Origin of the sequence: Metabacillus arenae (genome assembly GCF_014773385.1) — a bacterium.
GTDB classification, from domain to species: Bacteria; Bacillota; Bacilli; order Bacillales; family Bacillaceae; genus Metabacillus_D; species Metabacillus_D arenae.
In genome coordinates, this window is record NZ_JACXAI010000046.1 from 1 (window position 1) to 22,978 (window position 22,978).

The 22,978-nt window shown below is 38.3% G+C and carries 21 protein-coding genes and 2 tRNA genes; all 23 read left to right on the top strand.

Annotated features, from left to right (window positions below):
• The first annotated feature begins 782 nt into the window (after positions 1-782).
• The 23 genes from yabG (at position 783) to IC621_RS23635 (ending at position 22,613) form a co-directional block, all read left to right on the top strand.
• The gene (gene yabG, locus IC621_RS23525; protein ID WP_191162057.1) at positions 783-1,664 is read left to right on the top strand and encodes a sporulation peptidase YabG; all 882 of its coding nucleotides are present in this window, start codon (positions 783-785) and stop codon (positions 1,662-1,664) included.
• Positions 1,665-1,900: 236 nt separating this feature from the next.
• Complete coding sequence (gene veg / locus IC621_RS23530) at positions 1,901-2,161, top strand: biofilm formation stimulator Veg (RefSeq protein ID WP_191162059.1); 261 nt, start codon at positions 1,901-1,903, stop codon at positions 2,159-2,161.
• 349 nt (positions 2,162-2,510) lie between these two features.
• The gene (locus tag IC621_RS23535) at positions 2,511-2,696 is read left to right on the top strand and encodes a small, acid-soluble spore protein, alpha/beta type (protein WP_191162061.1); all 186 of its coding nucleotides are present in this window, start codon (positions 2,511-2,513) and stop codon (positions 2,694-2,696) included.
• Between the two features lie 630 nt (positions 2,697-3,326).
• On the top strand, positions 3,327-4,181 hold the full coding sequence (gene ispE / locus IC621_RS23540; RefSeq protein ID WP_191162063.1) for a 4-(cytidine 5'-diphospho)-2-C-methyl-D-erythritol kinase: 855 nt from the start codon (positions 3,327-3,329) through the stop codon (positions 4,179-4,181).
• Between the two features lie 65 nt (positions 4,182-4,246).
• The gene (purR, locus tag IC621_RS23545; RefSeq protein ID WP_191162065.1) at positions 4,247-5,104 is read left to right on the top strand and encodes a pur operon repressor; all 858 of its coding nucleotides are present in this window, start codon (positions 4,247-4,249) and stop codon (positions 5,102-5,104) included.
• The gene (locus IC621_RS23550; protein ID WP_191162067.1) at positions 5,101-5,475 is read left to right on the top strand and encodes a RidA family protein; all 375 of its coding nucleotides are present in this window, start codon (positions 5,101-5,103) and stop codon (positions 5,473-5,475) included. Before purR ends, IC621_RS23550 begins: the two co-directional genes overlap by 4 nt.
• 456 nt (positions 5,476-5,931) lie before the next feature.
• Positions 5,932-6,225, top strand: coding sequence for a septation regulator SpoVG (gene spoVG / locus IC621_RS23555; RefSeq protein ID WP_191162069.1), 294 nt, complete (start codon positions 5,932-5,934; stop codon positions 6,223-6,225).
• 614 nt (positions 6,226-6,839) lie between these two features.
• Positions 6,840-8,219 carry a bifunctional UDP-N-acetylglucosamine diphosphorylase/glucosamine-1-phosphate N-acetyltransferase GlmU gene (gene glmU / locus IC621_RS23560; RefSeq protein WP_191162071.1) on the top strand — a complete coding sequence of 460 codons (1,380 nt, stop codon included), beginning with the start codon at positions 6,840-6,842 and terminating at the stop codon, positions 8,217-8,219.
• Between the two features lie 20 nt (positions 8,220-8,239).
• Complete coding sequence (locus IC621_RS23565; RefSeq protein WP_191162073.1) at positions 8,240-9,193, top strand: ribose-phosphate diphosphokinase; 954 nt, start codon at positions 8,240-8,242, stop codon at positions 9,191-9,193.
• 261 nt (positions 9,194-9,454) lie between these two features.
• Positions 9,455-10,093 carry a 50S ribosomal protein L25/general stress protein Ctc gene (locus IC621_RS23570; RefSeq protein WP_191162075.1) on the top strand — a complete coding sequence of 213 codons (639 nt, stop codon included), beginning with the start codon at positions 9,455-9,457 and terminating at the stop codon, positions 10,091-10,093.
• Positions 10,094-10,569: 476 nt separating this feature from the next.
• Positions 10,570-11,127, top strand: coding sequence for an aminoacyl-tRNA hydrolase (gene pth, locus IC621_RS23575; RefSeq protein WP_191162077.1), 558 nt, complete (start codon positions 10,570-10,572; stop codon positions 11,125-11,127).
• Positions 11,128-11,245: 118 nt separating this feature from the next.
• Positions 11,246-11,476 carry an anti-sigma-F factor Fin family protein gene (locus IC621_RS23580; protein WP_191162079.1) on the top strand — a complete coding sequence of 77 codons (231 nt, stop codon included), beginning with the start codon at positions 11,246-11,248 and terminating at the stop codon, positions 11,474-11,476.
• Between the two features lie 162 nt (positions 11,477-11,638).
• The gene (gene mfd, locus IC621_RS23585; protein WP_191162082.1) at positions 11,639-15,169 is read left to right on the top strand and encodes a transcription-repair coupling factor; all 3,531 of its coding nucleotides are present in this window, start codon (positions 11,639-11,641) and stop codon (positions 15,167-15,169) included.
• A gap of 204 nt (positions 15,170-15,373) precedes the next feature.
• Entirely contained in the window at positions 15,374-15,910 is a 537-nt protein-coding gene (spoVT, locus tag IC621_RS23590; RefSeq protein WP_191162084.1) for a stage V sporulation protein T, read from the top strand.
• A 644-nt stretch (positions 15,911-16,554) separates the two neighbouring features.
• The gene (locus tag IC621_RS23595; RefSeq protein ID WP_191162086.1) at positions 16,555-18,159 is read left to right on the top strand and encodes a putative polysaccharide biosynthesis protein; all 1,605 of its coding nucleotides are present in this window, start codon (positions 16,555-16,557) and stop codon (positions 18,157-18,159) included.
• A 4-nt stretch (positions 18,160-18,163) separates the two neighbouring features.
• Entirely contained in the window at positions 18,164-19,651 is a 1,488-nt protein-coding gene (locus IC621_RS23600) for a bifunctional methyltransferase/pyrophosphohydrolase YabN (RefSeq protein ID WP_191162088.1), read from the top strand.
• On the top strand, positions 19,638-19,901 hold the full coding sequence (locus IC621_RS23605; protein WP_191162090.1) for an RNA-binding S4 domain-containing protein: 264 nt from the start codon (positions 19,638-19,640) through the stop codon (positions 19,899-19,901). The genes IC621_RS23600 and IC621_RS23605 overlap by 14 nt, the downstream gene beginning before the upstream one ends.
• A gap of 141 nt (positions 19,902-20,042) precedes the next feature.
• On the top strand, positions 20,043-20,363 hold the full coding sequence (gene yabP / locus IC621_RS23610; RefSeq protein ID WP_191162092.1) for a sporulation protein YabP: 321 nt from the start codon (positions 20,043-20,045) through the stop codon (positions 20,361-20,363).
• Positions 20,360-20,998 carry a spore cortex biosynthesis protein YabQ gene (gene yabQ, locus IC621_RS23615; protein ID WP_191162094.1) on the top strand — a complete coding sequence of 213 codons (639 nt, stop codon included), beginning with the start codon at positions 20,360-20,362 and terminating at the stop codon, positions 20,996-20,998. The genes yabP and yabQ overlap by 4 nt, the downstream gene beginning before the upstream one ends.
• Before the next feature lie 17 nt (positions 20,999-21,015).
• Entirely contained in the window at positions 21,016-21,390 is a 375-nt protein-coding gene (locus IC621_RS23620) for an FtsB family cell division protein (protein WP_191162096.1), read from the top strand.
• 243 nt (positions 21,391-21,633) lie between these two features.
• Positions 21,634-22,017 carry a S1 domain-containing RNA-binding protein gene (locus IC621_RS23625; RefSeq protein WP_191162098.1) on the top strand — a complete coding sequence of 128 codons (384 nt, stop codon included), beginning with the start codon at positions 21,634-21,636 and terminating at the stop codon, positions 22,015-22,017.
• 346 nt (positions 22,018-22,363) lie between these two features.
• Positions 22,364-22,440 (top strand) — tRNA-Met (locus IC621_RS23630).
• 101 nt (positions 22,441-22,541) lie between these two features.
• Positions 22,542-22,613, top strand: a tRNA-Glu gene (locus IC621_RS23635).
• Positions 22,614-22,978 lie beyond the last annotated feature (365 nt).

Sequence of the window (22,978 nt, forward strand, 5' to 3'; positions counted from 1 at the left end):
AAATACTGTCGATCCACAATATGCTCATCTTATAAAAATTGAAATACTGAGAAAAACCGAGAAAACAAAAGAGAAACCTTACTTTAATGAGGGAGTGTAAGTAGATAAAAGTTAGTTATAGTTGTCCAGCTGCAGCGCCTAGCCTGCCTGGGGTCACAAGTCAATCTTCAAAGAAAAGAAAAAACGCCTTTCTGTGAAGCTCGCCCTGGGCTGTGAAAGGCGCTTCCGTTTTTCCTTGTTGTCCAGCGCAGGCGGACAGGACGTCCTAGTGCCGGCAGGCATAAGACCGTGACGCCTTTGCCGGCCATGCGCCATCGGTTTTTAGGTACATAAGCCAATCCCTTCAAAAAGATTAAAGAACAACCTTTCTGCCGGCTCGCTCGAATGCTTGTTGCCGAAAAACTAGCACCTTGGTTTTTTCGTTCTCTCTAATTAAATAGCTCATTTTTTTAAAAGGGTTCATTTTTCCTATTTTAAGGAAGGGTAAGTAATCCGGGTCTATTGTACTGAAATTAGATGTTTATGTCCGATTCCTCAAGATTTATTGTCCAAATAGTTCATATATTATCTAGAGGGACGGGTGCTGAACGAGGTGTATCATTTATTGTTTGGAGGGTGGGTATTTCAGCCAGATGGTTGATTTATGAGCAGGTTTCTCTAATTTATTATCTTCGAAGTTTATTGAATGGTTAATTCACCAATTCTTCACTGAAACATAGGCTAGAAAAGGATTATCATTTTCTTTTTCAATACTCGTGAAGTCCAAGTGTGGAGTGAAGAACATGGAAATTAAGATCGGTGATATTGTTGCTCGTAAATCCTATAAGTATGATATTTTATTTCGAGTGATTGATTTGAGAATTGGATCAAATCAAAAGCAAACAGCCATTTTGTATGGTGATGAGGTCCGATTAATAGCTGATGCAGATTGTGAAGATTTACAAGTAATAAATGAAAATGAACGTAACACGCGAAAAAAACAAAATGAAGAGAAATTGGAGCAATCCTTGCATCTATTAAAGCAGGATTATCAGCTGCTTAGAGAAAAGCAGGAATATTATGCTACAAATAGTTACAGCCATAATGAAGCATTTTTTCATATACCAGGGAGAGTGCTCCATTTAGATGGAGATCCATTATATTTGCAAAAATGCCTCACATTATATGAGAGAATCGGAGTTCCGGTATACGGGGCACATTGTCATGAAAAAGAGATGCCAACAAGGGTTTTAGAGCTAATTGATAAATATCGGCCGGATATCCTTGTTATTACAGGTCATGATGCTTATTCAAAACATAAGGGAAATGTCAGTGATCTAAATGCTTACAGGCACTCAAAGCATTTTGTGCAGGCTGTGCAAAATGTGAGAAAAAAAGTTCCGAATTTAGATCAGCTTGTTATTTTTGCCGGCGCATGTCAGTCTCATTTTGAATCTCTTATTCGGGCTGGTGCAAATTTTGCAAGTTCTCCTTCAAGGGTCAACATCCATGCGTTAGATCCTGTCTATATCGTGGCAAAAATCAGCTTCACACCATTTATGGAACGGGTTAATGTTTGGGAAGTATTGCGCAATACATTAACAAGGGAGAAGGGGCTTGGCGGAATCGAGACAAAAGGGGTTTTGAGAACTGGAATGCCCTATCATCCACAGGAAGAACAATAAAAAGTGGCCGCTTATGACAAATATAAGCGGTTTTTCTATGATTGTTTTTAGTACTTTTTCATCTTTTAAAAAATTATTTACATAATTCTTTACCATTATGATCAAAATAATGTTGAAATCAAGGAGCTTTTGTAGAAAATAATCTGTTGACAACAAGTTAGAACCACGTTATAATTTTAGTTTTGCTTGACAAATGAACGGTTTTGTTGTACAATCTACATAGTGAGGTGGATGTAATGGCTAAATCTTTAGGTGATATAAAACGAACGCTCGATTGTAATTTAGGCAAACGACTCACATTAAAGGCAAACGGTGGGCGCCGTAAAACTATTGAACGTTCTGGAGTATTGGCAGAAACTTACCCCTCTGTCTTTGTTGTTGAGCTGGACCAGCATGAAAATTCATTCGAGAGAGTTTCGTACAGCTATGCAGATGTACTTACTGAAACTGTCGAGTTAACATTTTTTGATGAATCACTTGCAATAAGCGGGCAGTAGACAAAATTGTTTGCTGCTTTTTTATTTGTCTACAGGATTGGATAACGATTGAGGGCATCAGTCTTTTATAAATTATCTTATCTTTATTATTTAAAACGTGTTCTGTCAGGCTTTTTTTATAACAACAGAATTTATATGTGATAGAGAGATACATATCAAGCTCAAAGTACCATCGGCTAGAAATCATCATAAAAGGGACCCCTTTCTGCTGGGTCTTCTTGTTTGTCGCCGAAGGACTAGCTCCTTATGATTTTATTATTTAGAAAAATTTACGCTGGATATATAAACCTTCCTTACAAAAACTAATCTTGTCGCGGTTTTTGATGACGAATGAAGGGAGTTGCTAATTGTGGGCAGACGCCGTGGAATAATGTCGGAAAGCTTGAAATATGAATTAGCAAAAGAGCTGGGCTTTTACGATACTGTTGTAAATGAAGGCTGGGGATCTATCAGAGCCCGAGACGCTGGAAACATGACAAAACGAGCAATTGAAATTGCTCAGCAACAACTAGCCCTTAATAACCAAAATCATTAACGCTTTTCTGCGACAAGGGACTAACCTTTACATTGCCAAGCACTTCACCAGATTTGCTAGGCAATGCAATATGGTTAGTCTCTTTTTATTGAGATAAGAAAACAATATGGCAGTAAATTTTGGACCTTAGCTTTGTTTTCAGACTTGGAGCCCTATTCTATTGGAGTAAGGTCGTGAACTTATCGCTTCTCCATGCAATTAACACGTTCTGTTAGTGCGCTCGTATATCAGTCGCTGACAGGTAGGCATTTTTTTCTACTTTCTATAAGTTTAGGTAAACATCTATCGTTTACCAGTTTCACCCCCTAACAAATGCTTCTGGTCAGAAGATTGTTCTTTTGAGATTGCCGTCTTATGCATGCCCTAGTTTGCTTCAATGTAGATTTAACATTACGTTCTTTCCATAGGCAGGTCTACTACTGCAAAAAATAGGCTACTCTTTTATTATGGATATGAACGAAAAGTGGAATAGGCGTTTTCTATTGGAGTAATTCTCAAATATAAATTTTTATTACTTCTTTATTTGGGTGTAAAACGTCCCATGAGTTTTGTCGAAAAAAGAAATCTCTCCATGAAATATGTGGTACAATGTGGATACAATTTTTTAGATCGTTAGAGTAGGTGAAAAAGATGCGCATTTTAGAAAAAGCGCCAGCAAAAATAAATTTATCATTAGATGTATTAGGAAAAAGAAAAGATGGCTTTCATGAAGTTAGGATGATTATGACTACAATTGATCTAGCGGACCGAATTGAGCTATCTGAACTTTCCTCCGGTCAAATAAAAGTTGTATCCCACAACCGATTTGTCCCTGATGATCAACGAAATTTAGCTTACCAAGCTGCAAAGCTTCTCAAAGAAAGGTATCATATTCATAAAGGAGTTTCCATTGCGATCACAAAAACCATCCCTGTAGCAGCTGGTCTTGCTGGCGGAAGCAGTGACGCTGCTGCGACTTTACGTGGTTTAAATAGATTGTGGAGCTTGGGTTTATCTTTGGATGAACTGGCAGTTCTTGGAGCAGAAATCGGATCAGATGTCTCTTTTTGTGTGTATGGAGGAACTGCGCTGGCAACAGGACGAGGGGAGAAAATTCAACATATTCAAGCACCTCCTCATTGCTGGGTGGTGCTTGCTAAACCCACAATCGGTGTATCAACAGCAGATGTTTATCGGAACCTTAACCTATCTAACATTCAGCATCCGAATGTCGAAGGAATGATTGAAGCAATTAATGAGAAAAATTACGAACAAATGTGCGGTTTGCTTGGAAACGTTTTAGAAAATGTCACTTTGAAAATGTATCCAGAAGTAGCCCAAATAAAGGATCAGATGAAAAGGTTCGGAGCGGATGCCGTGTTAATGAGCGGGAGCGGGCCAACGGTTTTTGGATTAATTCAATATGAATCAAGAATGCATCGTGTTTATAATGGGTTAAGAGGATTTTGCAATCAAGTATTTGCGGTAAGAATGCTGGGAGAATAGCCTTGATTAAACACGTATATTAAGTTATATTATTCTTAAAATATTCGGTTTTTGGAGGTCGAGTGATGAAGTTTCGTCGCAGCGGCAGATTGGTTGATATGACGAACTATTTATTAAATCATCCACATGCCCTTGTTCCCCTAACATTTTTTTCAAATCGGTACCAATCAGCAAAGTCTTCTATTAGTGAAGATTTAACAATAGTCAAGCATACGTTTGAACAGCAAGGAATCGGTTCATTATTAACCGTTCCAGGAGCTGCGGGAGGGGTTAAATACATACCATCAGTTAATAAGAGGGAAGCAGAAGAAATGATTAAGATATTATGTGAGCTGATGGAAAAGCCTGAACGATTATTACCAGGCGGTTATTTATATTTAACCGATATTCTAGGTAATGCCAAATTTATGAATCAAGTCGGCAGACTGTTTGCATCCGTGTTTGCAGAAAGAAAAATTGATGTCGTGATGACAGTCGCTACTAAGGGTATTCCTCTAGCCTATGCAGTAGCAAGTCAATTGGGTGTCCCTGTTGTTATTGTAAGAAGAGATAGTAAAGTGACAGAGGGCTCAACTGTAAGTATTAATTATGTTTCAGGTTCATCTAAAAGAATTCAAACGATGTTACTTGCAAAAAGAAGTTTAAAGGTCGGATCTAACGTTTTAATTATTGATGATTTTATGAAGGCTGGCGGCACTATCAATGGAATGGTTAGTTTATTAGAAGAGTTTGAGGCCAATGTAGCCGGAATCGGTGTTCTAGTAGAAACAGAAGGTGTAGAGGATCGACTGGTTGATGAATATATTTCACTTGTAAAGCTAGCAGATGTAGATGTTAGAGAAAAACAGATTGATGTATCACAAGGAAATTATTTTAATTTTTATCAAACAATAAAAGGTTCGTCAGGAGGAATAAAAGAATGAAAGTAATAGCTACAAAAGAAGCGCCTCAGGCAATAGGTCCTTATTCTCAAGGCATAGTTGTAAATAATGTATTCTACAGCTCTGGACAAATTCCGCTTACACCTGAAGGAAATATGGTAGAAGGAAATATCGACGAGCAAACACATCAAGTTTTTAAAAACCTTAAAGCTGTCTTGCAGGAAGCTGGTGCTTCTTTAGAAACAGTCATAAAAGCAACTGTTTTTATCAAAAACATGGATGATTTTGCATCCATTAATGAAGTATACGGGCAATATTTTGCTGAGCATAAACCTGCAAGATCCTGTGTAGAAGTAGCCCGCCTTCCAAAAGATGCCTTAGTAGAAATAGAAGTTGTGGCATTAGTAAAATAAATGAGCTCAGGAAGAGTCAGGTTCTTCAATTGGATCCTGGCTCTTTTTTTATCAGTTAAGAAAGTTTAAGTTAATGAAAGTATGAACGTGATAAAGAGTGGTATCATTGTCCAGCGCAGGCGGACAGGACGTCCTGGTACCGGCCGGCATAAGGTCGTGACGCTTTTGCCGGCCGAGCGACATCGACCCTTGAACAATACTCCCATTAACGCTTAATGAACTTATTGTTCTTTATAAAAAGAATTCAGTAAATTCTCTGGTTTCATCAATTCTGACCTCCAGAGTGTATCCGCCTCCAGCATATAAGCATCAAGACAATCCCTTCAATAAGGCGGCAGCTCTGCGCTTATCTCATTTAAATTCGTTAAAAAAATTTTCCAATGTTGCAGGAAATCATAAAGTTTCATTGAATAGTATTAACTAAGTTTTTTATACAGGGAAAAGGTGGTGAACAGAATGGAAGTAACTGACGTTAGATTACGCCGCGTTAATACCGATGGCCGCATGAGAGCGATTGCATCAATAACCCTGGATCATGAGTTTGTTGTTCATGATATTCGAGTGATTGATGGAAACAACGGACTTTTTGTTGCGATGCCAAGCAAGCGAACTCCAGATGGAGAATTTCGTGATATCGCGCACCCGATCAATTCTAACACACGCGCGAAAATCCAAGATGCTGTTTTAGCAGAATATCACCGACTAGGTGAGCTTGAGGAAGTCGAATACGAAGAAGCCGGTGCTTCTTAATATATGGGTAAAGGAGTCTTGTCTGATCTTGGACAAGGCTCTTTTTAATTGTTTCAGAAAGTTTAAGTAAATTAAAGTGTTAACGCATTAAAGTTAGTTTTCGTTGTCCAGCTCCAGCGCCTAGCCCCTCGAGGTCACAAGCCAATCTTCAAAGAAAGGAAAAAACGCCTTTCTGTGAAGCTCGCCCGAGTGCTTGCCCTAGGCTGATCAAGGCGCTTCCGCTTTTCCTTGTTGTCCAGCTCCAGCGCCTAGCCCCTCGAGGTCATAAGCCAATCCGCCCGAGAAGGTTAAAGAACAGCCTTCCAGCCGGCTCGCCCGAATGATTGTCGCCGAAGGACTAGCGCCTTGCGCTTTTCGTTCTTGTCGCTGACGGGTACCAGGTACCATTTTTTAGTCCTCGCATAAGGCGTTAAACCGCTTACAACAACAACTTCCAAACAAATTCCAAAGGGATAGTTAAAAAAGTTCGGAAATTTGCCATAAATACGTTTATAACAGTGTACCGCCTGACTTGGTTTATTAGTAAAATCTTGTACTTTGCTTTGTTTCCTTGAAATAACCGGCTATTTAAGATATATTTTTTATGGATAAATAGGGATAATGGAGGCCTCAAAATGGATAATCGTTATGCAGTAATATTGGCTGCTGGCCAAGGCACAAGAATGAAATCAAAATTATATAAAGTGTTGCATCCAGTTTGTGGGAAACCTATGGTGCAGCATGTAGTTGAGGAAGTTTCGAAATTACAGCTAAATCAACTTGTCACTGTTGTCGGCCATGGTGCTGAGGATGTGAAGCAGCAATTAGGACCAACTAGCGAATATGTTCTACAAGCCGAGCAACTTGGTACAGCTCATGCTGTTATGCAAGCTGCAAAATATCTCGAAAATAAAGAAGGTACGACAGTGGTTATTTGCGGAGACACTCCGCTGATTACTTCTGAAACGATGGCTTCGTTGCTTGAGCACCATGAGCAAACAAATGCAAAAGCAACAATTTTAACTGCAAAAGCGGATGACCCAACTGGTTACGGAAGAATTGTTCGTAATGAAGAAGGGCATGTTAATAAAATTGTCGAGCATAAAGATGCTTCTGATGAAGAACGTTCCATAACTGAAATAAATACAGGAACGTATTGTTTCGACAACAAAGCACTTTTTGAAACACTTTCAAAAGTTTCGAATGATAATGTTCAAGGAGAATATTATTTGCCAGATGTAGCGGAAATCCTTAAAAATCAGGGCGAAATTGTGTCTGCTTATCAAACTGCTTCATTTGACGAAACAATTGGTGTAAATGACAGAGTGGCCTTATCAGAAGCAGAAAGGCTGATGAAAAAACGTATTAATACTATCCATATGAGAAAAGGTGTTTCGATTATAGATCCTGATAACACGTATATTTCAGCAGATGCGGAAATTGGGCGAGACACTATCATTTACCCGGGTACAATGATTAAGGGAGAAGTAAAAATTGGGGATGACTGTGTGATTGGACCGAATACAGAAATTAAAAACTGTGAAGTAGGAGATCGTACTGTGATTCGCCAGTCAGTAGCTCATGATAGTGAAATCGGTAATGATGTTGCAATTGGACCTTTTGCCCATATAAGACCATCCTCTATCATTGGAAATGAAGTAAAGGTTGGCAATTTCGTTGAAATAAAGAAATCCTCCATGGGTGATCGCAGCAAAGCATCACACTTAAGTTATATTGGAGATGCAGAGGTTGGGAAAAATGTAAACTTAGGCTGCGGATCGATTACTGTTAACTATGACGGGAAAAATAAATTCCTAACAAAGATTGAAGATGGGGCATTTATCGGCTGCAATTCAAACCTTATTGCCCCTGTTACCGTAGGAGAAGAAGCTTACGTGGCTGCAGGATCAACTATTACAAATGATGTACCAGGCAAAGCTTTGTCAGTAGCTAGAGCGCGTCAAGTGAATAAAGAGGATTATGTTGACCGTCTAAGTATGAATAAAAATTCTTAAGCTGGAGGTACCCTTATAAAATGGCAAATCGATACGGAGATTCGAATTTAAAGATTTTCTCACTGAATTCAAACAGTGCGCTTGCAGAAGAGATTGCGCAGGTAGTCGGTGTTGATCTAGGAAAATGTTCAGTGCAGCGTTTTAGTGATGGTGAAATTCAAATAAATATTGAAGAAAGTATTCGCGGTTGTGATGTTTATATCATTCAATCTACAAGCGCTCCTGTTAACGAACATTTAATGGAATTGCTTATTATGGTAGATGCATTAAAACGTGCATCTTCGAAGACTATAAATATTGTTATGCCGTATTATGGTTATGCGCGTCAAGATCGTAAAGCCCGTGCCAGAGAACCGATTACTGCAAAGTTAGTTGCAAACCTGCTTGAAACTGCCGGAGCCGATCGTGTTATCACTCTTGATTTGCACGCACCGCAAATTCAAGGATTCTTCGATATCCTAATTGACCATTTAATGGGTGTACCTATCCTTGGCGATTATTTTGAAGAGAAGAAATTATCGGATATAGTCATTGTTTCTCCAGACCATGGTGGAGTAACAAGAGCACGCAAGTTGGCAGATCGCTTAAAAGCACCGATTGCGATTATCGACAAGCGTCGCCCGAGACCTAATGTAGCAGAAGTTATGAATATTGTAGGGCACATTGAAGGGAAAACAGCTATTCTTATTGATGATATTATCGATACAGCTGGAACGATTACACTTGCAGCGAATGCTCTTGTTGAAAACGGAGCGAAAGAGGTATATGCTTGTTGTACCCACCCTGTTTTATCGGGACCAGCTATTGAACGTATAGAGAATTCAAAAATTAAAGAACTGGTTGTGACGAACTCTATTTCATTACCAGAAGAAAAGAAAATTGACAAGATTATAGAACTCTCAGTAGCCCCTCTAATCGGGGAAGCGATAATCCGTGTTCATGAGGAACAATCTGTTAGTATGCTGTTTGATTAATAGAAGCGAGCCTGGCGGATTATAGCTCGGTATCTTTAGGCCTATTCAAGATATCTATATTTTCATTAGCTTTAGCTCCTAGTCTACAATCAACTGGCCACAAAGCCAATCTTCTTAAGAGAGCAAATACGGCTTTTACAGTAAGCTAGTTTTGAAATTTTTTGCCGCCTCGTGCCTTTCTTATAAATTAGATGTTTAAGCATCACTAATAAAGGGAATTACCTATATAAGAGTAAATAACTTGTTAGGATGGTGTATCATATGACAACTAAATTACAAGCACAGGAGCGTTCAGAATTTACAAACTCAGCTAGAAGAAAAATTCGAACACAAGGTTTAGTTCCTGGAGTTATATATGGGAAAAACACTGAAAACAAAGCAATTGCTATAGACAGTATAGAGCTAGTGAAGACATTAAGAGAAGAAGGCCGCAACGCCATTATAGACTTAGAGGTAAATGGAAAAAAACATTCTGTTATGCTGTATGATATGCAAACAGATCCCCTTAGAAACGAACTGATTCATACAGATTTTTATGTAGTAGATATGCAGTCTGAAGTGGATGTTGAAGTGCCTCTTAACTTAGAGGGAGAAGCCCAAGGTGTTAAAGATGGCGGAGTTCTCCAACAACCATTGCATGAGCTTTCTATTACAGCTAAGCCGGGGAACATTCCACAAACAATTGATGTTGATATAAGCAAGCTTGAGGTTAATGATGTTTTAACAATAAATGATATTAATGCGGGTGGAAAGTACACCATTAATCATGAAGAAGACGAAGTAGTAGCCTCTATCCTTCCTCCTCGTCAAGAAGAGGAAATTGATCCTGGTGAAGAGCAAGAGCCAGGTGAGCCTGAACTTGTTGAAGGAAGAGAGAACAAAGAAGACAGTGAAGAATAACGCAATAAGACGTAACCTATCCAAAAAAGGTTACGTCTTTTATGCGGTTTTTAAAAGGAAAATGGTTTGAACAAATTCTTTGGATAAGATTAAGAAATTATAAGAATTAACATTGGAAAGTATTTAAAATGGTTAAGTTGATTTATTTGAATAAGAAATCAGCACTCTCCTTGATCTCATCCAAAAACGGCTTCTGACTTTTAGAGGTGAGAAGTGAGAGGTGGGAATAGAAGCAATCGGCGAGCCGCCGATTACCTAAATTTCATTAAAGCGCTAAAAAAATACAGGGTGGTTTTTTATAAAAAATAAATCGGTTCTTCCCCCGATCTCATCAAATCCGACCCCTCACCTCTAGAAAGACGCTCAGCGTTTTTCTATGCTAAGCAGGTATTCTTCTTCAAGTAGAGTATAATAAAAAGGATAGTCTTGCTTATATAGTTGCTTCTTTTAGTTTATTAGAGAGGATCATGAGAAATATGAAAGTAATTGTAGGGTTAGGGAATCCAGGAAGGCAGTATGAAGAGACAAGACATAATGTTGGCTTTATGGTTATTGATGAGTTGTCTAAACGTCTAGCAATTCCTCTTGAAAAATCAAAATTTAATGGTATTTACGGGATAGGTCATATTTCAGGTGAAAAGGTTATGCTCGTTAAGCCATTGACATATATGAATTTATCTGGTGAGTGTGTAAGGCCTCTTATGGATTATTATGAAGTCGATCACGATGAGCTTGTTGTCATTTATGATGATTTGGACTTGGCAGCAGGTAAAGTCAGGCTCCGTACAAAAGGCAGCGCGGGAGGGCATAATGGGATTAAATCTCTTATTCAGCATTTTGGGACACAGTCATTTAATCGAGTTCGAATTGGCATAAGCCGGCCTGAAAATGGAATGAAAGTTACAGACTATGTATTAGGCAAGTTTCTTCCCGAAGAAGGCAATTTAATAACAGAAGCGATTCAGCATTCTGCTGATGCTTGTGAAAAGTGGATGACTACCCCGTATTTGCAAGTGATGAATGAATTTAATTAAACCTGAATATGTTAGTATAACAACTCCTATAAAGGTTCATACTATTCTTAAAACCTTAACTCGTTCTATCTGTCTAATGCTGCTTTTGACAGATAGGTTCACTTTATAGGAGGTTCATATGGCTTTACATTATTTTTGCCGTCATTGCGGTATAAAGGTAGGCAGTCTCGAGGAAATATCGTTAATTAGTGAACAATTGGGGTTTCAAAGCTTAACCAACGAGGAACGATCAGAAATGCTAGCTTATCAGGATAATGGAGATATTCACATAAAAACAATTTGTGAAGATTGCCAAGAGGCACTTGAACGGAATCCATCGTACCACGAGGTAGATAAATTTATTCAGTAAAAAGCTTTGGTATATGCACCAAAGCATTTTTCTGTTTACTTATAACAAAGAGTTTATTAAATTATTAACGTTTAAAGTAAATTGTTGTTGGCTTAGGCGCCATGCGCTCTTCCTAAAGAAGGAGGCCTCAGCATATACTACTAGAGAGGAGGGTACCTGAACTTGAAGAGTTTACAATCTTATTTCTACAAAAATGATGATTTTCAAACCATTGTTACTGGTATTGAAGAAGGGTTAAATGAACAACTTTTGGCAGGACTATCAGGTTCGGCCCGCTCGGTATTTACAGCCGCTTTATATCAAAAAATCGATAAACCGATGCTTATTGTGACACACAATTTATTCCAAGCTCAAAAAGTGTTCGAAGATCTTACTAATTTGATAGGCGAAAAAGTATTTTTATACCCTGTGAATGAATTAATTGCATCTGAAATTGCCTATGCCAGCCCCGAACTCAAAGCACAGCGTCTGGAGGTTGTAAATCGGCTTGCCCAAAAAGAAGCGATTGTCGTGGTAGCCCCTATTGCTGCTTTGCGACGTCTGCTTCCGCCTAAAAACATATGGGAAAATGGCCAGTGTGTGATTACCACAGGCGAGGAATTAGATTTAGATGATTTTTCGAAAAAACTTATTCAAATTGGCTATGAGCGTGCCCAAATGGTTTCTACACCAGGAGAGTTTAGTATCAGAGGAGGAATTATTGATATTTATCCTCTTACTGAAGAATTTCCGATTCGTATCGAGCTTTTTGATACAGAGGTCGATTCGATCAGAACGTTTAAAATTGAAAATCAGCGCTCTATTGATATGCTGAAACAGGCAGTAATTGGACCTGCGGCAGAGATAATAGTAAAGCCCGAACACACTGCAAGAAGCATAGAACAATTAGAAAAATCACTAGCAAAAAGCTTGAAAAAAATAAAGGATGGCAAGCAAAAAGAACTTCTGCACGAGAACATTACCTATGAAATTGAACAATTGAAAAATGGTCATATCACACAGCTAATGTATAAATACCTTCCCTTCTTCTATGAAAAGCCTGCTAGTCTAGTAGACTATTTTTACCGCGATCCTTTGCTTGTTATGGATGAAATCAGCCGTATTCATGAAATGGTCGATCAATTGGAGGCTGAGGAGGCAGAATGGTTTACAAGCTTACTTGAGGAAGGAAAGATTGTCCATGATTTAAATGTGTCACATTCTTATAGCGAGGTTGTGACAAAATCAAATCTTTCGACACTTTATTTATCTCTTTTTCTAAGGCATGTCCCGCATACAAGTCCACAGAATATCGTCAACGTCACATGCAAACAGATGCAGAATTTCCATGGACAGATGCATGTATTAAAAGGAGAGGTGGATAGATGGAAAAAGGCTAAATATTCTATTGTTTTCTTGGGTGTAAATGAAGAACGTTTGAAAAAGCTTGATCAGGTTCTTGAAGATTATGAGTTAACTGCATCAATTGTAAAACCTGGGGATCCTTTAGTAAGTGGAAAACTTCATATAATGGAAGGGGACCTTCAAACAGGCTTTGAGCTTACAATGCAGAAAATAGCTGTTATCACTGAAGAGGAATTATTTAAGAAACGTGTGAAAAAGCAGCCAAGGAAGCAAAAGCTATCAAATGCAGAACGAATCAAAAGCTATTCAGAATTAGAAATTGGTGATTATGTTGTTCATGTGAACCATGGAATAGGGAAATATTTAGGAATTGAAACATTAGAAATTAATGGTATTCATAAAGATTATTTAAATATTCGTTATCATGGCAGTGATCAACTATATGTCCCTGTAGAACAAATTGACCAAGTTCAAAAATATGTAGGTTCTGAAGGAAAAGAGCCGAAGATTTATAAACTGGGCGGTTCTGATTGGAAGCGTGTTAAGAAAAAAGTAGAGTCATCCGTTCAGGACATAGCTGATGATCTTATTAAATTGTATGCAGAGCGGGAAGCAAGCAAAGGACATGCATTTTCACCGGATGGCGAGATGCAGCGTGATTTTGAGGCAGCCTTCCCTTATCAGGAAACAGAAGATCAAGTCCGTTCGATCCATGAAATTAAATTAGATATGGAAAGAGAGCGGCCAATGGACCGGCTTCTTTGTGGAGATGTCGGATATGGGAAAACAGAAGTAGCTATTCGTGCAGCCTTTAAAGCGATTGCAGATGGAAAGCAAGTTGCTTTGCTAGTTCCGACAACCATATTGGCGCAGCAGCATTATGAAACGGTTCGTGAAAGATTTCAGGATTTTCCTATATCAATAGGATTGATGAGCAGATTTAAAACCCGCAAAGAAATGAATGATACAGTTAAGGGCTTAAAAAACGGCACAGTAGATATGGTGATTGGGACGCACAGGTTGTTATCAAGAGATGTTGTTTATAAAGAACTCGGCCTTCTGATAATTGATGAGGAACAACGATTTGGTGTGACTCATAAAGAAAAAATTAAGAAGCTGAAAGCAAATGTAGATGTCTTAACATTAACGGCAACTCCTATCCCAAGAACCCTTCATATGTCTATGCTTGGGGTAAGAGATTTATCAGTTATTGAAACACCACCGGAAAATCGCTTTCCAGTTCAAACCTATGTAGTGGAATATAACGGAGGATTGGTAAAAGAAGCGATTGAACGTGAATTAGCCCGTGGAGGACAAGTGTACTTCCTGTACAATCGAGTAGAGGATATCGAACGAAAGGCCGAAGAAATTTCGATGCTCGTTCCAGATGCAAGAGTAACGTTTGCTCATGGGAGAATGACAGAAAATGAACTTGAATCTGCTATGCTGAATTTCTTAGAAGGAGAGGCTGATGTTCTTGTCAGCACTACGATTATTGAAACGGGTGTCGATATCCCGAATGTAAATACCCTTATTGTTTACAATGCAGATAAAATGGGGTTGTCACAGCTATATCAATTGAGAGGAAGAGTTGGCAGGTCGAACCGAATTGCCTATGCCTACTTTACACATCGTAGAGATAAAGTTTTAACAGAGGTTGCAGAGAAGCGTCTGCAGGCGATAAAAGAGTTCACTGAGCTTGGCTCCGGGTTTAAAATTGCGATGCGTGATTTATCCATTAGAGGCGCTGGAAATCTATTGGGAGCCCAGCAGCATGGCTTTATCGATTCAGTCGGATTTGATTTGTACTCCCAAATGTTAAAAGATGCAATTGAAGAAAGAAAAGGGGACACATCAAAAGAGAAGCGTTTCGAAGTTGAAATTGATATGGAGATTGATGCCTATATTCCGGAGTCGTATATTTCAGATGGCAAGCAAAAAATTGATATGTATAAGCGTTTTAGGTCACTAACTACTTTGGAAGAAATGGAGGAGCTTCAAGAAGAAATAATCGACCGGTTCGGGGAATATCCAGCAGAGGTCAATTATTTATTCAAAGCAGCAAGAGTGAAAATTTTTGCCCAACAAGAAAAAATTGATTTGATCAAACAAGAGAAAGACGTCCTCTCTATTTATATCAGCGAGGAAGCAAGCAACAAAATTGATGGACACAAATTGTTTAATTTAAGTAATCAATATGGACGTTTAGTAGGGCTTGGCATGGATGGAAAGCGATTAAAGATCACGATTCAAAATAAAAATAAACCAACTGATGAATGGATAAATATGCTATTAGAGATTCTAAATGGACTGCATAAAGTAAAAAAAGAAACGATTTCAGCCGGATAATGGTTTAAAGGGAGATGTTTTTGTCTAACCTGCTAAAGAGAATTCTGTTTTCATCGTAAATTTTCATTATTAAGGTGTATATTACACCAGATGTGAAGGATACTAATCTCAACAATGGTGATTGTTACAAAAAAAGGACAAAATCTACAATCAGCAATCACCAGATTTAGATTCAATCATCAGATGAAAGTGAGGCAGCATTAGATGAAAGCAACTGGTATAGTTCGTCGTATTGATGATTTAGGTCGCGTGGTTATTCCGAAGGAGATCCGCAGAACATTAAGAATTCGTGAAGGAGATCCGTTAGAAATCTTCGTTGACCGAGATGGAGAAGTCATCCTTAAAAAATATTCTCCTATTAGTGAGCTAAGTGATTTTGCAAAGGAATATGCAGACGCCTTATATGACAGTCTTGGTCATCCGGTATTAATCTGTGACCGTGATTCCTATATTGCAGTATCAGGGGGCTCAAAAAAAGAATACTTAAATAAAAATATCAGTGATCTCATTGAAAAGGCGATGGAAGAAAGAAGCTCTGTTTTAAAAACTGAAGGTGGAGAGGTTCAGCTTACGGATGGAAACAGTGAAGAGGTAAAAGCTTATACGATCGGACCAATTGTCGCAAATGGTGATCCAATCGGCGCTGTTGTCATCTTCTCCAAGGACCAATCGCTAAGTGAGGTCGAACATAAGGCAGTGGAAACAGCTGCTGGATTTTTAGCTCGTCAAATGGAGCAATAATATTTTTATAAAATAGTGGTGTAAAAAGAGACAGTGAGAATTTTTTGCTGTCTCTTTTTATTTTCAGTTTAGAAAGCAGTTTAAGTTAATTAAAGTATTAACGTGATAAAGAGTGGTATCATTGTCCAGCGCAGGCGGACAGGACGTCCTAGTACCGGCAGGCATAAGGCCGTGACGCCTTTGCCGACCAAGCGCCATCGGCCCTCAGGTCTCAGGGTCAATTCATGCCGCCTCGCCTTGTGCTTGTCGCCGAGGACTAGCGCTCTGCGCTTTTCGTTCTGCATGCCAGCAGTCCGGTAAAATGCAAAGAGGTGAAAATTCAATTGAGTATGTGCCTAGACACCCGGGTAGCTAGTGAAGAATAAGAGTAGTTGAATGATAACTATTTTCTCAAAGAAATAGTCGATGATTTTTTGGTCAAATCTTATTTATAAACGATCCATTTTTCGGCTAAATGCTTATTAATAAAGAACGGTATTAGGATTTAAAAAGAATTTTACTGCAGGAGTCGTTCCTAGTTACCATAATCAGCTGATTCTAAGCAGGAGGAAGTTCTTTAGTCATACAGCTTCCCTAGGACTATCTATGGGAAAATCTGCTGTGATATAATAGGCTCGTTATGTTATTTGGAAGGAGCAAAGGCTATGCAAGATCAAGCCTTTCGTAAGAAAAGCTTTATTTGGCAAGGTGCATTCGTTTTGACCATTGCCGGGATTATAACGAAAATAATGAGCGCCGCTTATCGGGTGCCTTATCAAAATATAGTTGGAGATATTGGGATATATATTTATCAACAGGTTTATCCTTTTTACGGAATGGCTATTATGCTTGCCACATCTGGATTTCCAGTCATCGTGTCCAAGCTGATTTCAGACCATGAGGAAGACGGCCAATCAGCTATTGTAAACATTTTACTATTATCTTTCTTTTTTATTTGCGGGATCGGACTACTGGGATTTTTTATTCTTTATTTTGGAGCAGGTCCACTTGCCGCCTATATGGGGGACATAGAACTAAAAATGCTCATACAAGTCGTCTCTTTTTCATTTCTGTTATTACCTTTTATCTCGATCTATCGCGGTTATTTTCAAGGAAAACAAGAAATGCTGCCGACAGCAATCTCTCAGCTGACTGAACAAATCATTAGAGTACTGACAATTTTACTTTTATCCTCTTGGATGCTCGAAAGCGGCTATGGATTGTATGAAGCAGGAGCAGGTGCCTTATTTGGATCATTAACTGGCGGGTTTGCTGCATTTTCTGTTTTAAATCTATTTTGGTTAAGAAGAAAACGAAGCAGTCCTCTTTCTTTCAATATCTCGTCATCGTCTGTAACAAATTCGTCAATCCTAAAACAGCTATTTTTGTATACTGTTACAATCTGTGTCAGCAGCTTACTGTTAATTTTCGTTCAGCTAGTGGATGCTTTAAGCCTGTATTCATTGCTCATATTTAATGGCATGGAGGAAATAGCAGCTAAGCAGATGAAAGGAATATTTGATCGTGGACAACCGCTGATCCAACTAGGAACAGTAGTGGCTGCCTCTCTTTCCTTAACCTTAGTACCTCTTATTTCTAGTGCGAAAAGGAAGAAGAATGAAGCTTTGATACAAGAAAAAGTCAATCTATCCTTAAAGGTCTGTTTAACCATAGGAATTGGAGCTTCAGCAGGCTTAATTGCAATCTTAGAGCCAGTAAATATTATGCTGTTCACAAATAACAGCGGAAATAATTACTTAACAATCTTGAGTGTATCCATTCTTTTTACTTCTTTAATTACTACTCTTACTGCTATTTTGCAAGGGCTTAATGATACGATTTTCCCAGCCATAGCAGTAGTGGCTGGAGTCGTGATAAAATACGGGTTAAATCAGTTACTAGTCCCACAATTTGCTGCGACTGGTGCGGCGTTAGCAACTGTTATCAGCTTTGCAGCTGTAGCACTGATCAATGTTTACTTATTACGAAAAAAGGGGTATCGTCTAAGCGATTATCGAGGTATATTCGTCTCGTTAATTGGTGCAGCTGTGATGATGATAACCCTTAAATTGTACTTAGCTGGATTTGAGTTTTTTATAGATACGGTTCATCGAGGATTGGCTGTGATTGAAGCACTAAGCGGAGTGTTTATTGGAGCATTTGTTTACGGATGGGTCATTTTAAAGGGCAAAATGTTTACGGAAAAGGAATTAATCGGAATTCCAATTGGAAAACAACTTATAAAACGTTCGCAAAGAAAAGAGGGATAAAAGGATGCATACCATAACTGTTGTAGGATTAGGTGCAGGGGACCTGAGTCAGATGCAGCTTGGAATTTACAAGCTGCTTACTAATTCTCCATACGTTTTTGTAAGAACAACCGATCACCCGGTGCTCAAAGAATTATCAAATGAACTATCCATTTACCGTTCATTTGATGATGTGTATATGAAGCATGATCAATTTGAAAAGGTATACGAAGAAATTGTCGATATTCTTTTGGAAGAGTCCAAGGAAAACCCGATTATCTATGCAGTCCCGGGTCATCCGTTAGTAGCGGAGAAAACGGTGCAGCTATTGCTGGGGAAAGTGGAAAACTTGGAAATTGTCGGTGGACAAAGCTTTCTAGATGCTATGTTTAATGCTCTTAAAATTGATCCAATTGAAGGTTTTCAATTTGTTGATGCTCTTTCAATAAAGAAAGAAGAGCTTCAATTGAAGCAGCACCTTCTAGTTGGTCAGGTATATGATCAAATGATTGCGTCGGAAGCGAAATTAACGCTTATGGAGCAATATCCTGATGACCATCTGGTTTATATTGTCACAGCAGCGGGTAGTAAAGAGCAAGATATAAAAAAGGTTCCTTTGTTTGAACTAGATCGGGTAACAACGATAAATAATTTAACAAGTGTTTATGTACCACCGATAACAGACGAAAAAAAAGTCTATCATCAGTTCCATACTTTTCGCCAAGTTATCGCTGATCTAAGAGGACCAAACGGCTGTCCTTGGGACAAGGAACAAACGCATGAATCCTTAAAGAAATATTTAATCGAAGAATGCTATGAATTAATTGAAGCAATTGATGAAGAAGATATTGACCATGTAATAGAGGAATTAGGTGATGTCCTTCTACAGGTTGTTCTGCATGCTCAAATTGGTGAGGATAATGGCCTATTTACGATCGAAGATGTCATTCGGGAAATTACAGCAAAGATGATTAGAAGGCATCCTCATGTCTTTGCACAAGTAGATGTTTCTAATTCTGATGAGGTATTGGCGAATTGGGAGCAAATTAAGAAAGAAGAAGGAAAGGGAGAAGAGCGGAAGTCTTTATTAGATGGAGTTGCCGGATCTCTGCCCGGACTTTCAAAAGCGTACCATCTTCAAAAGAAAGCAGCAAAAGTAGGTTTTGATTGGCCTGAAGTAGAAGAGGCATGGGAAAAAGTAAAAGAAGAAATGCAGGAATTCCGCGTTGAACTAGCGAACAATTCATCTTTAACAGCCAATAAAAAAGTTAGAGAAGAATATGGGGACCTGTTATTTGCGCTAGTTAATATTGGAAGATTTTACTCCATCGAGCCGGAAGAAGCTCTTACAGCAACAAACAACAAGTTCACAAGACGTTTTCAATATATTGAAAAAAAAGCAGAACAAGCTGGTAAGGAATTAACAGAAATGAGCCTTAAAGAGATGGATAGGTATTGGAATGAAGCAAAAAAAGAAGAACGAATGAAGGGGTCTAACGATGAGATTAGATAAATTTTTAAAGGTATCAAGATTAATTAAAAGAAGAACCTTAGCAAAAGAAGTTGCTGATCAAGGCAGAATCATGATAAACGGGACTGAGGCAAAAGCAAGCTCGAATGTGAAAATTGGCGATGAACTAAAGATTCGCCTTGGTCAAAGAGTGATAACAGTTAAAGTGAATGATCTAAGAGAGACCACAAAAAAAGACGAAGCTGCGAACCTATATACTGTTGAAAGTGAAGAGAGATTAAACGAGCAATAGGCTTGTTCTAAACCGCATTCCTGTCTCATAGAATTTTATAAAGCCGAAGGAATGACCTGTGTAATAAAGCCAATTCCAACTGAGGTTAAGATTTTATTTAGTTGGGTATGATTACGCTTTATACAAGTTCATTCTTAAAGAATGCGGGGGATAAGCGTGAATTATTATGAAAACCAGTCAAATCCAAAAAGCTCACAAACTGTAGAGCACGACATCATTATGAGAGGACGCAAGCTTCTCGATATTACTGGTGTTAAACAAGTTGAAAGCTTTGATAATGAAGAGTTTTTATTAGAAACGGTTATGGGTCCTTTAGCCATTCGCGGTCAGAACCTTCATATGAAAAACCTTGATGTAGACAAAGGCGTTGTTTCAATAAAAGGACGAGTCTTTGAAATGATTTATTTGGATGAACAACATTCGGAGAAAGCTAATGGTTTCTTTAGCAAGTTGTTCAAATGACCTTAAGCACTCAGTTTTACACAATGCTTGCCATGGTTGGAATGGGGAGCTGGCTTGGAGCGGCCTTAGATACGTATGGCCGCTTTTTGCAGAGGCCTAAAAGAGCGAGATGGCTTGTTTTTATAAATGATATCTTCTTTTGGGCTCTACAAGGACTCCTTTTTTTCTATTCATTGTTGATGGTAAATGAAGGAGAATTCCGAGTCTATATTCTCCTTGCTGTTCTATGTGGGTTTGCTGCCTATCAAAGCTTAATTAAGAAAATTTATTTATGGATTCTTGAGAAGGCAATACAGATCACAATACAAACCTATCGATTGTTCCTTAAAATTGGCCGCATCCTCCTCATTAATCCTGTTTATTGGATATTCCAAATGATTTTTTTGCTCATCTTAGGCATATTGAAATTTTTATGGAACATTCTTATTTGGTTGTTTAAATTTGTTTTCAGTTTCGTTAAAATTTTATTAAAACCGCTTGTTTTAATTGGCAAATTATTAGTGTTTCTTATTCCAAAATCATGGAGAAACCGTATTACTCAAATTTATAAGAAAATAGCAGGATTTTTAATAAAAAGAAAGAATGTATTGGATAAATTGTCATCCTGGTACACTAGGCTATGGAAAAAGAAGTAAAGGAGGACAGTCTTTTTATGAAATCAGCAAAAGACCGGAAAGTGACACAGCTACAGTCTCAGTACATGCAGCAGCAAGAACGCAAGGAACAGTTGATCAAAAAACGCAAAAAGGGCTTAGTAAGACGCTTAACCGTGTTTGGTCTCCTGGTGCTTGTCTCCTCGGTATTGATGATTTCCACTTTGTTTTCCCAATCAAATGCAATTAATCAAAAATTGGAAAAGAAAGAAGCACTCACAAAGCAGCTTGAAAGCCTTCAAAAGGAACAGAAAAAACTTGAAGAAGAAATCGTTAAATTAAATGATGATGAATATATCGCAAAATTAGCTCGAAAAGACTATTTTCTCTCCAAGGATAATGAAATTATCTTTAATTTACCAGAAGAGGAATAGCCTTGCTTGTATTTTACAATGGAGAACAGGGAAAGCTAAAATTTGTTTAAAAGTAAATTTATCCAATTGATGATGTCCGCTGTTTTTAAAACAGCGGACATCATCATGGATATCATCTTTTACTCCGCTCCGTATCAATTGCATTATCACGCAAGTAAAGTAGACTATATTGACACTTGAAAAATTTTTTATGTATAATTAAACAAATGAGCTTTTATAAGTTTAAGGAGGAGCATTTTTTTTATGTCGATTGAAGTTGGCAGCAAGTTACAAGGTAAGGTAACTGGCATTACAAATTTTGGTGCGTTTGTTGAATTGCCAGGGGGCTCAACAGGTCTTGTCCACATTAGTGAGGTAGCTGATAATTATGTTAAGGATATCAATGAACATTTAAAAGTCGGCGATTCAGTGGAAGTTAAGGTTATCAATGTTGAGAAAGATGGCAAGATTGGTCTTTCAATCAAAAAAGCTAAAGACCGTCCAAGACCGCCTAGAAATGAATATCGAAACAAAGAAAGTTTCGAGCAAAAAATGAACAAGTTCTTAAAGGATAGTGAAGACCGCTTATCTTCTCTCAAACGCAATACGGAGTCTAAACGTGGAGGTCGCGGGGCAAGACGAGGTTAACTACTTGCTGCTTTCAGGCTAAAGATAAATATGGCTGACCTAAAAGGACCTTATTCTTAACCATTTCTATTATTCTTTTTGAATAAATGAGATAGATAATGCGTTAGGAGTACTTGGTACTTTGGATGTGGTCAGCTTTTTTATGGTGTCAGAAAGATTTAAGTTAATTAATGTGTTAATGAGACCTGTCACTGACCAGCTCCAGCGCTTAGCCCCTCGAGATGTTGCCCTGGGCTGTACATGCTGTTTCCGGTTTTTTGTTTTAACTATTCTGAATATAAAAAAGTGTTGACGAAGGGATTATATTTTTGTACTATATATCTTGTGCTTATAAAAGTAAGTAAATGGCGGCGTAGCTCAGCTGGCTAGAGCGTACGGTTCATACCCGTGAGGTCGTGGGTTCGATTCCCTCCGCCGCTACCAACTAGAAGTGAAAAATCGGTAGTCAGAAGCCTGATGAAAGTTTTGCTTCAAAGCAAAACAGGAACTATGATATCTCACATTTGATCTCTGACATTTATTTCGGCCCGTTGGTCAAGCGGTTAAGACACCGCCCTTTCACGGCGGTAACACGGGTTCGAATCCCGTACGGGTCATTATAGAACCAGCCTGTTATATGCTTAACGGGTTTACTTGTGAGGTGCAAAACGGCAAATCACAAACCTAATCACATAGCAAAACTCATAAATTTTACAACACAATAAAAAAGGCTTAGAGATGCAAATATCTCTAAGCCTTTATTAAATTTTCACTTTTTTAAGTTGTACAAGTTAATTAGCCGCTAAAGCGAGTTTGATAAATAAGCGGAGAAATTTCTCTTATTTATCAAATAGCACTGAAAATAGCCAAAATAGACGGAAAGATACCGACTATTGACTCGAAAAACGTGAAAATGGGTACATTTGCTTTGCTTAATCGGAAAACTTCCGCTTATATACACCTAACTGAGCTCTATTCTACA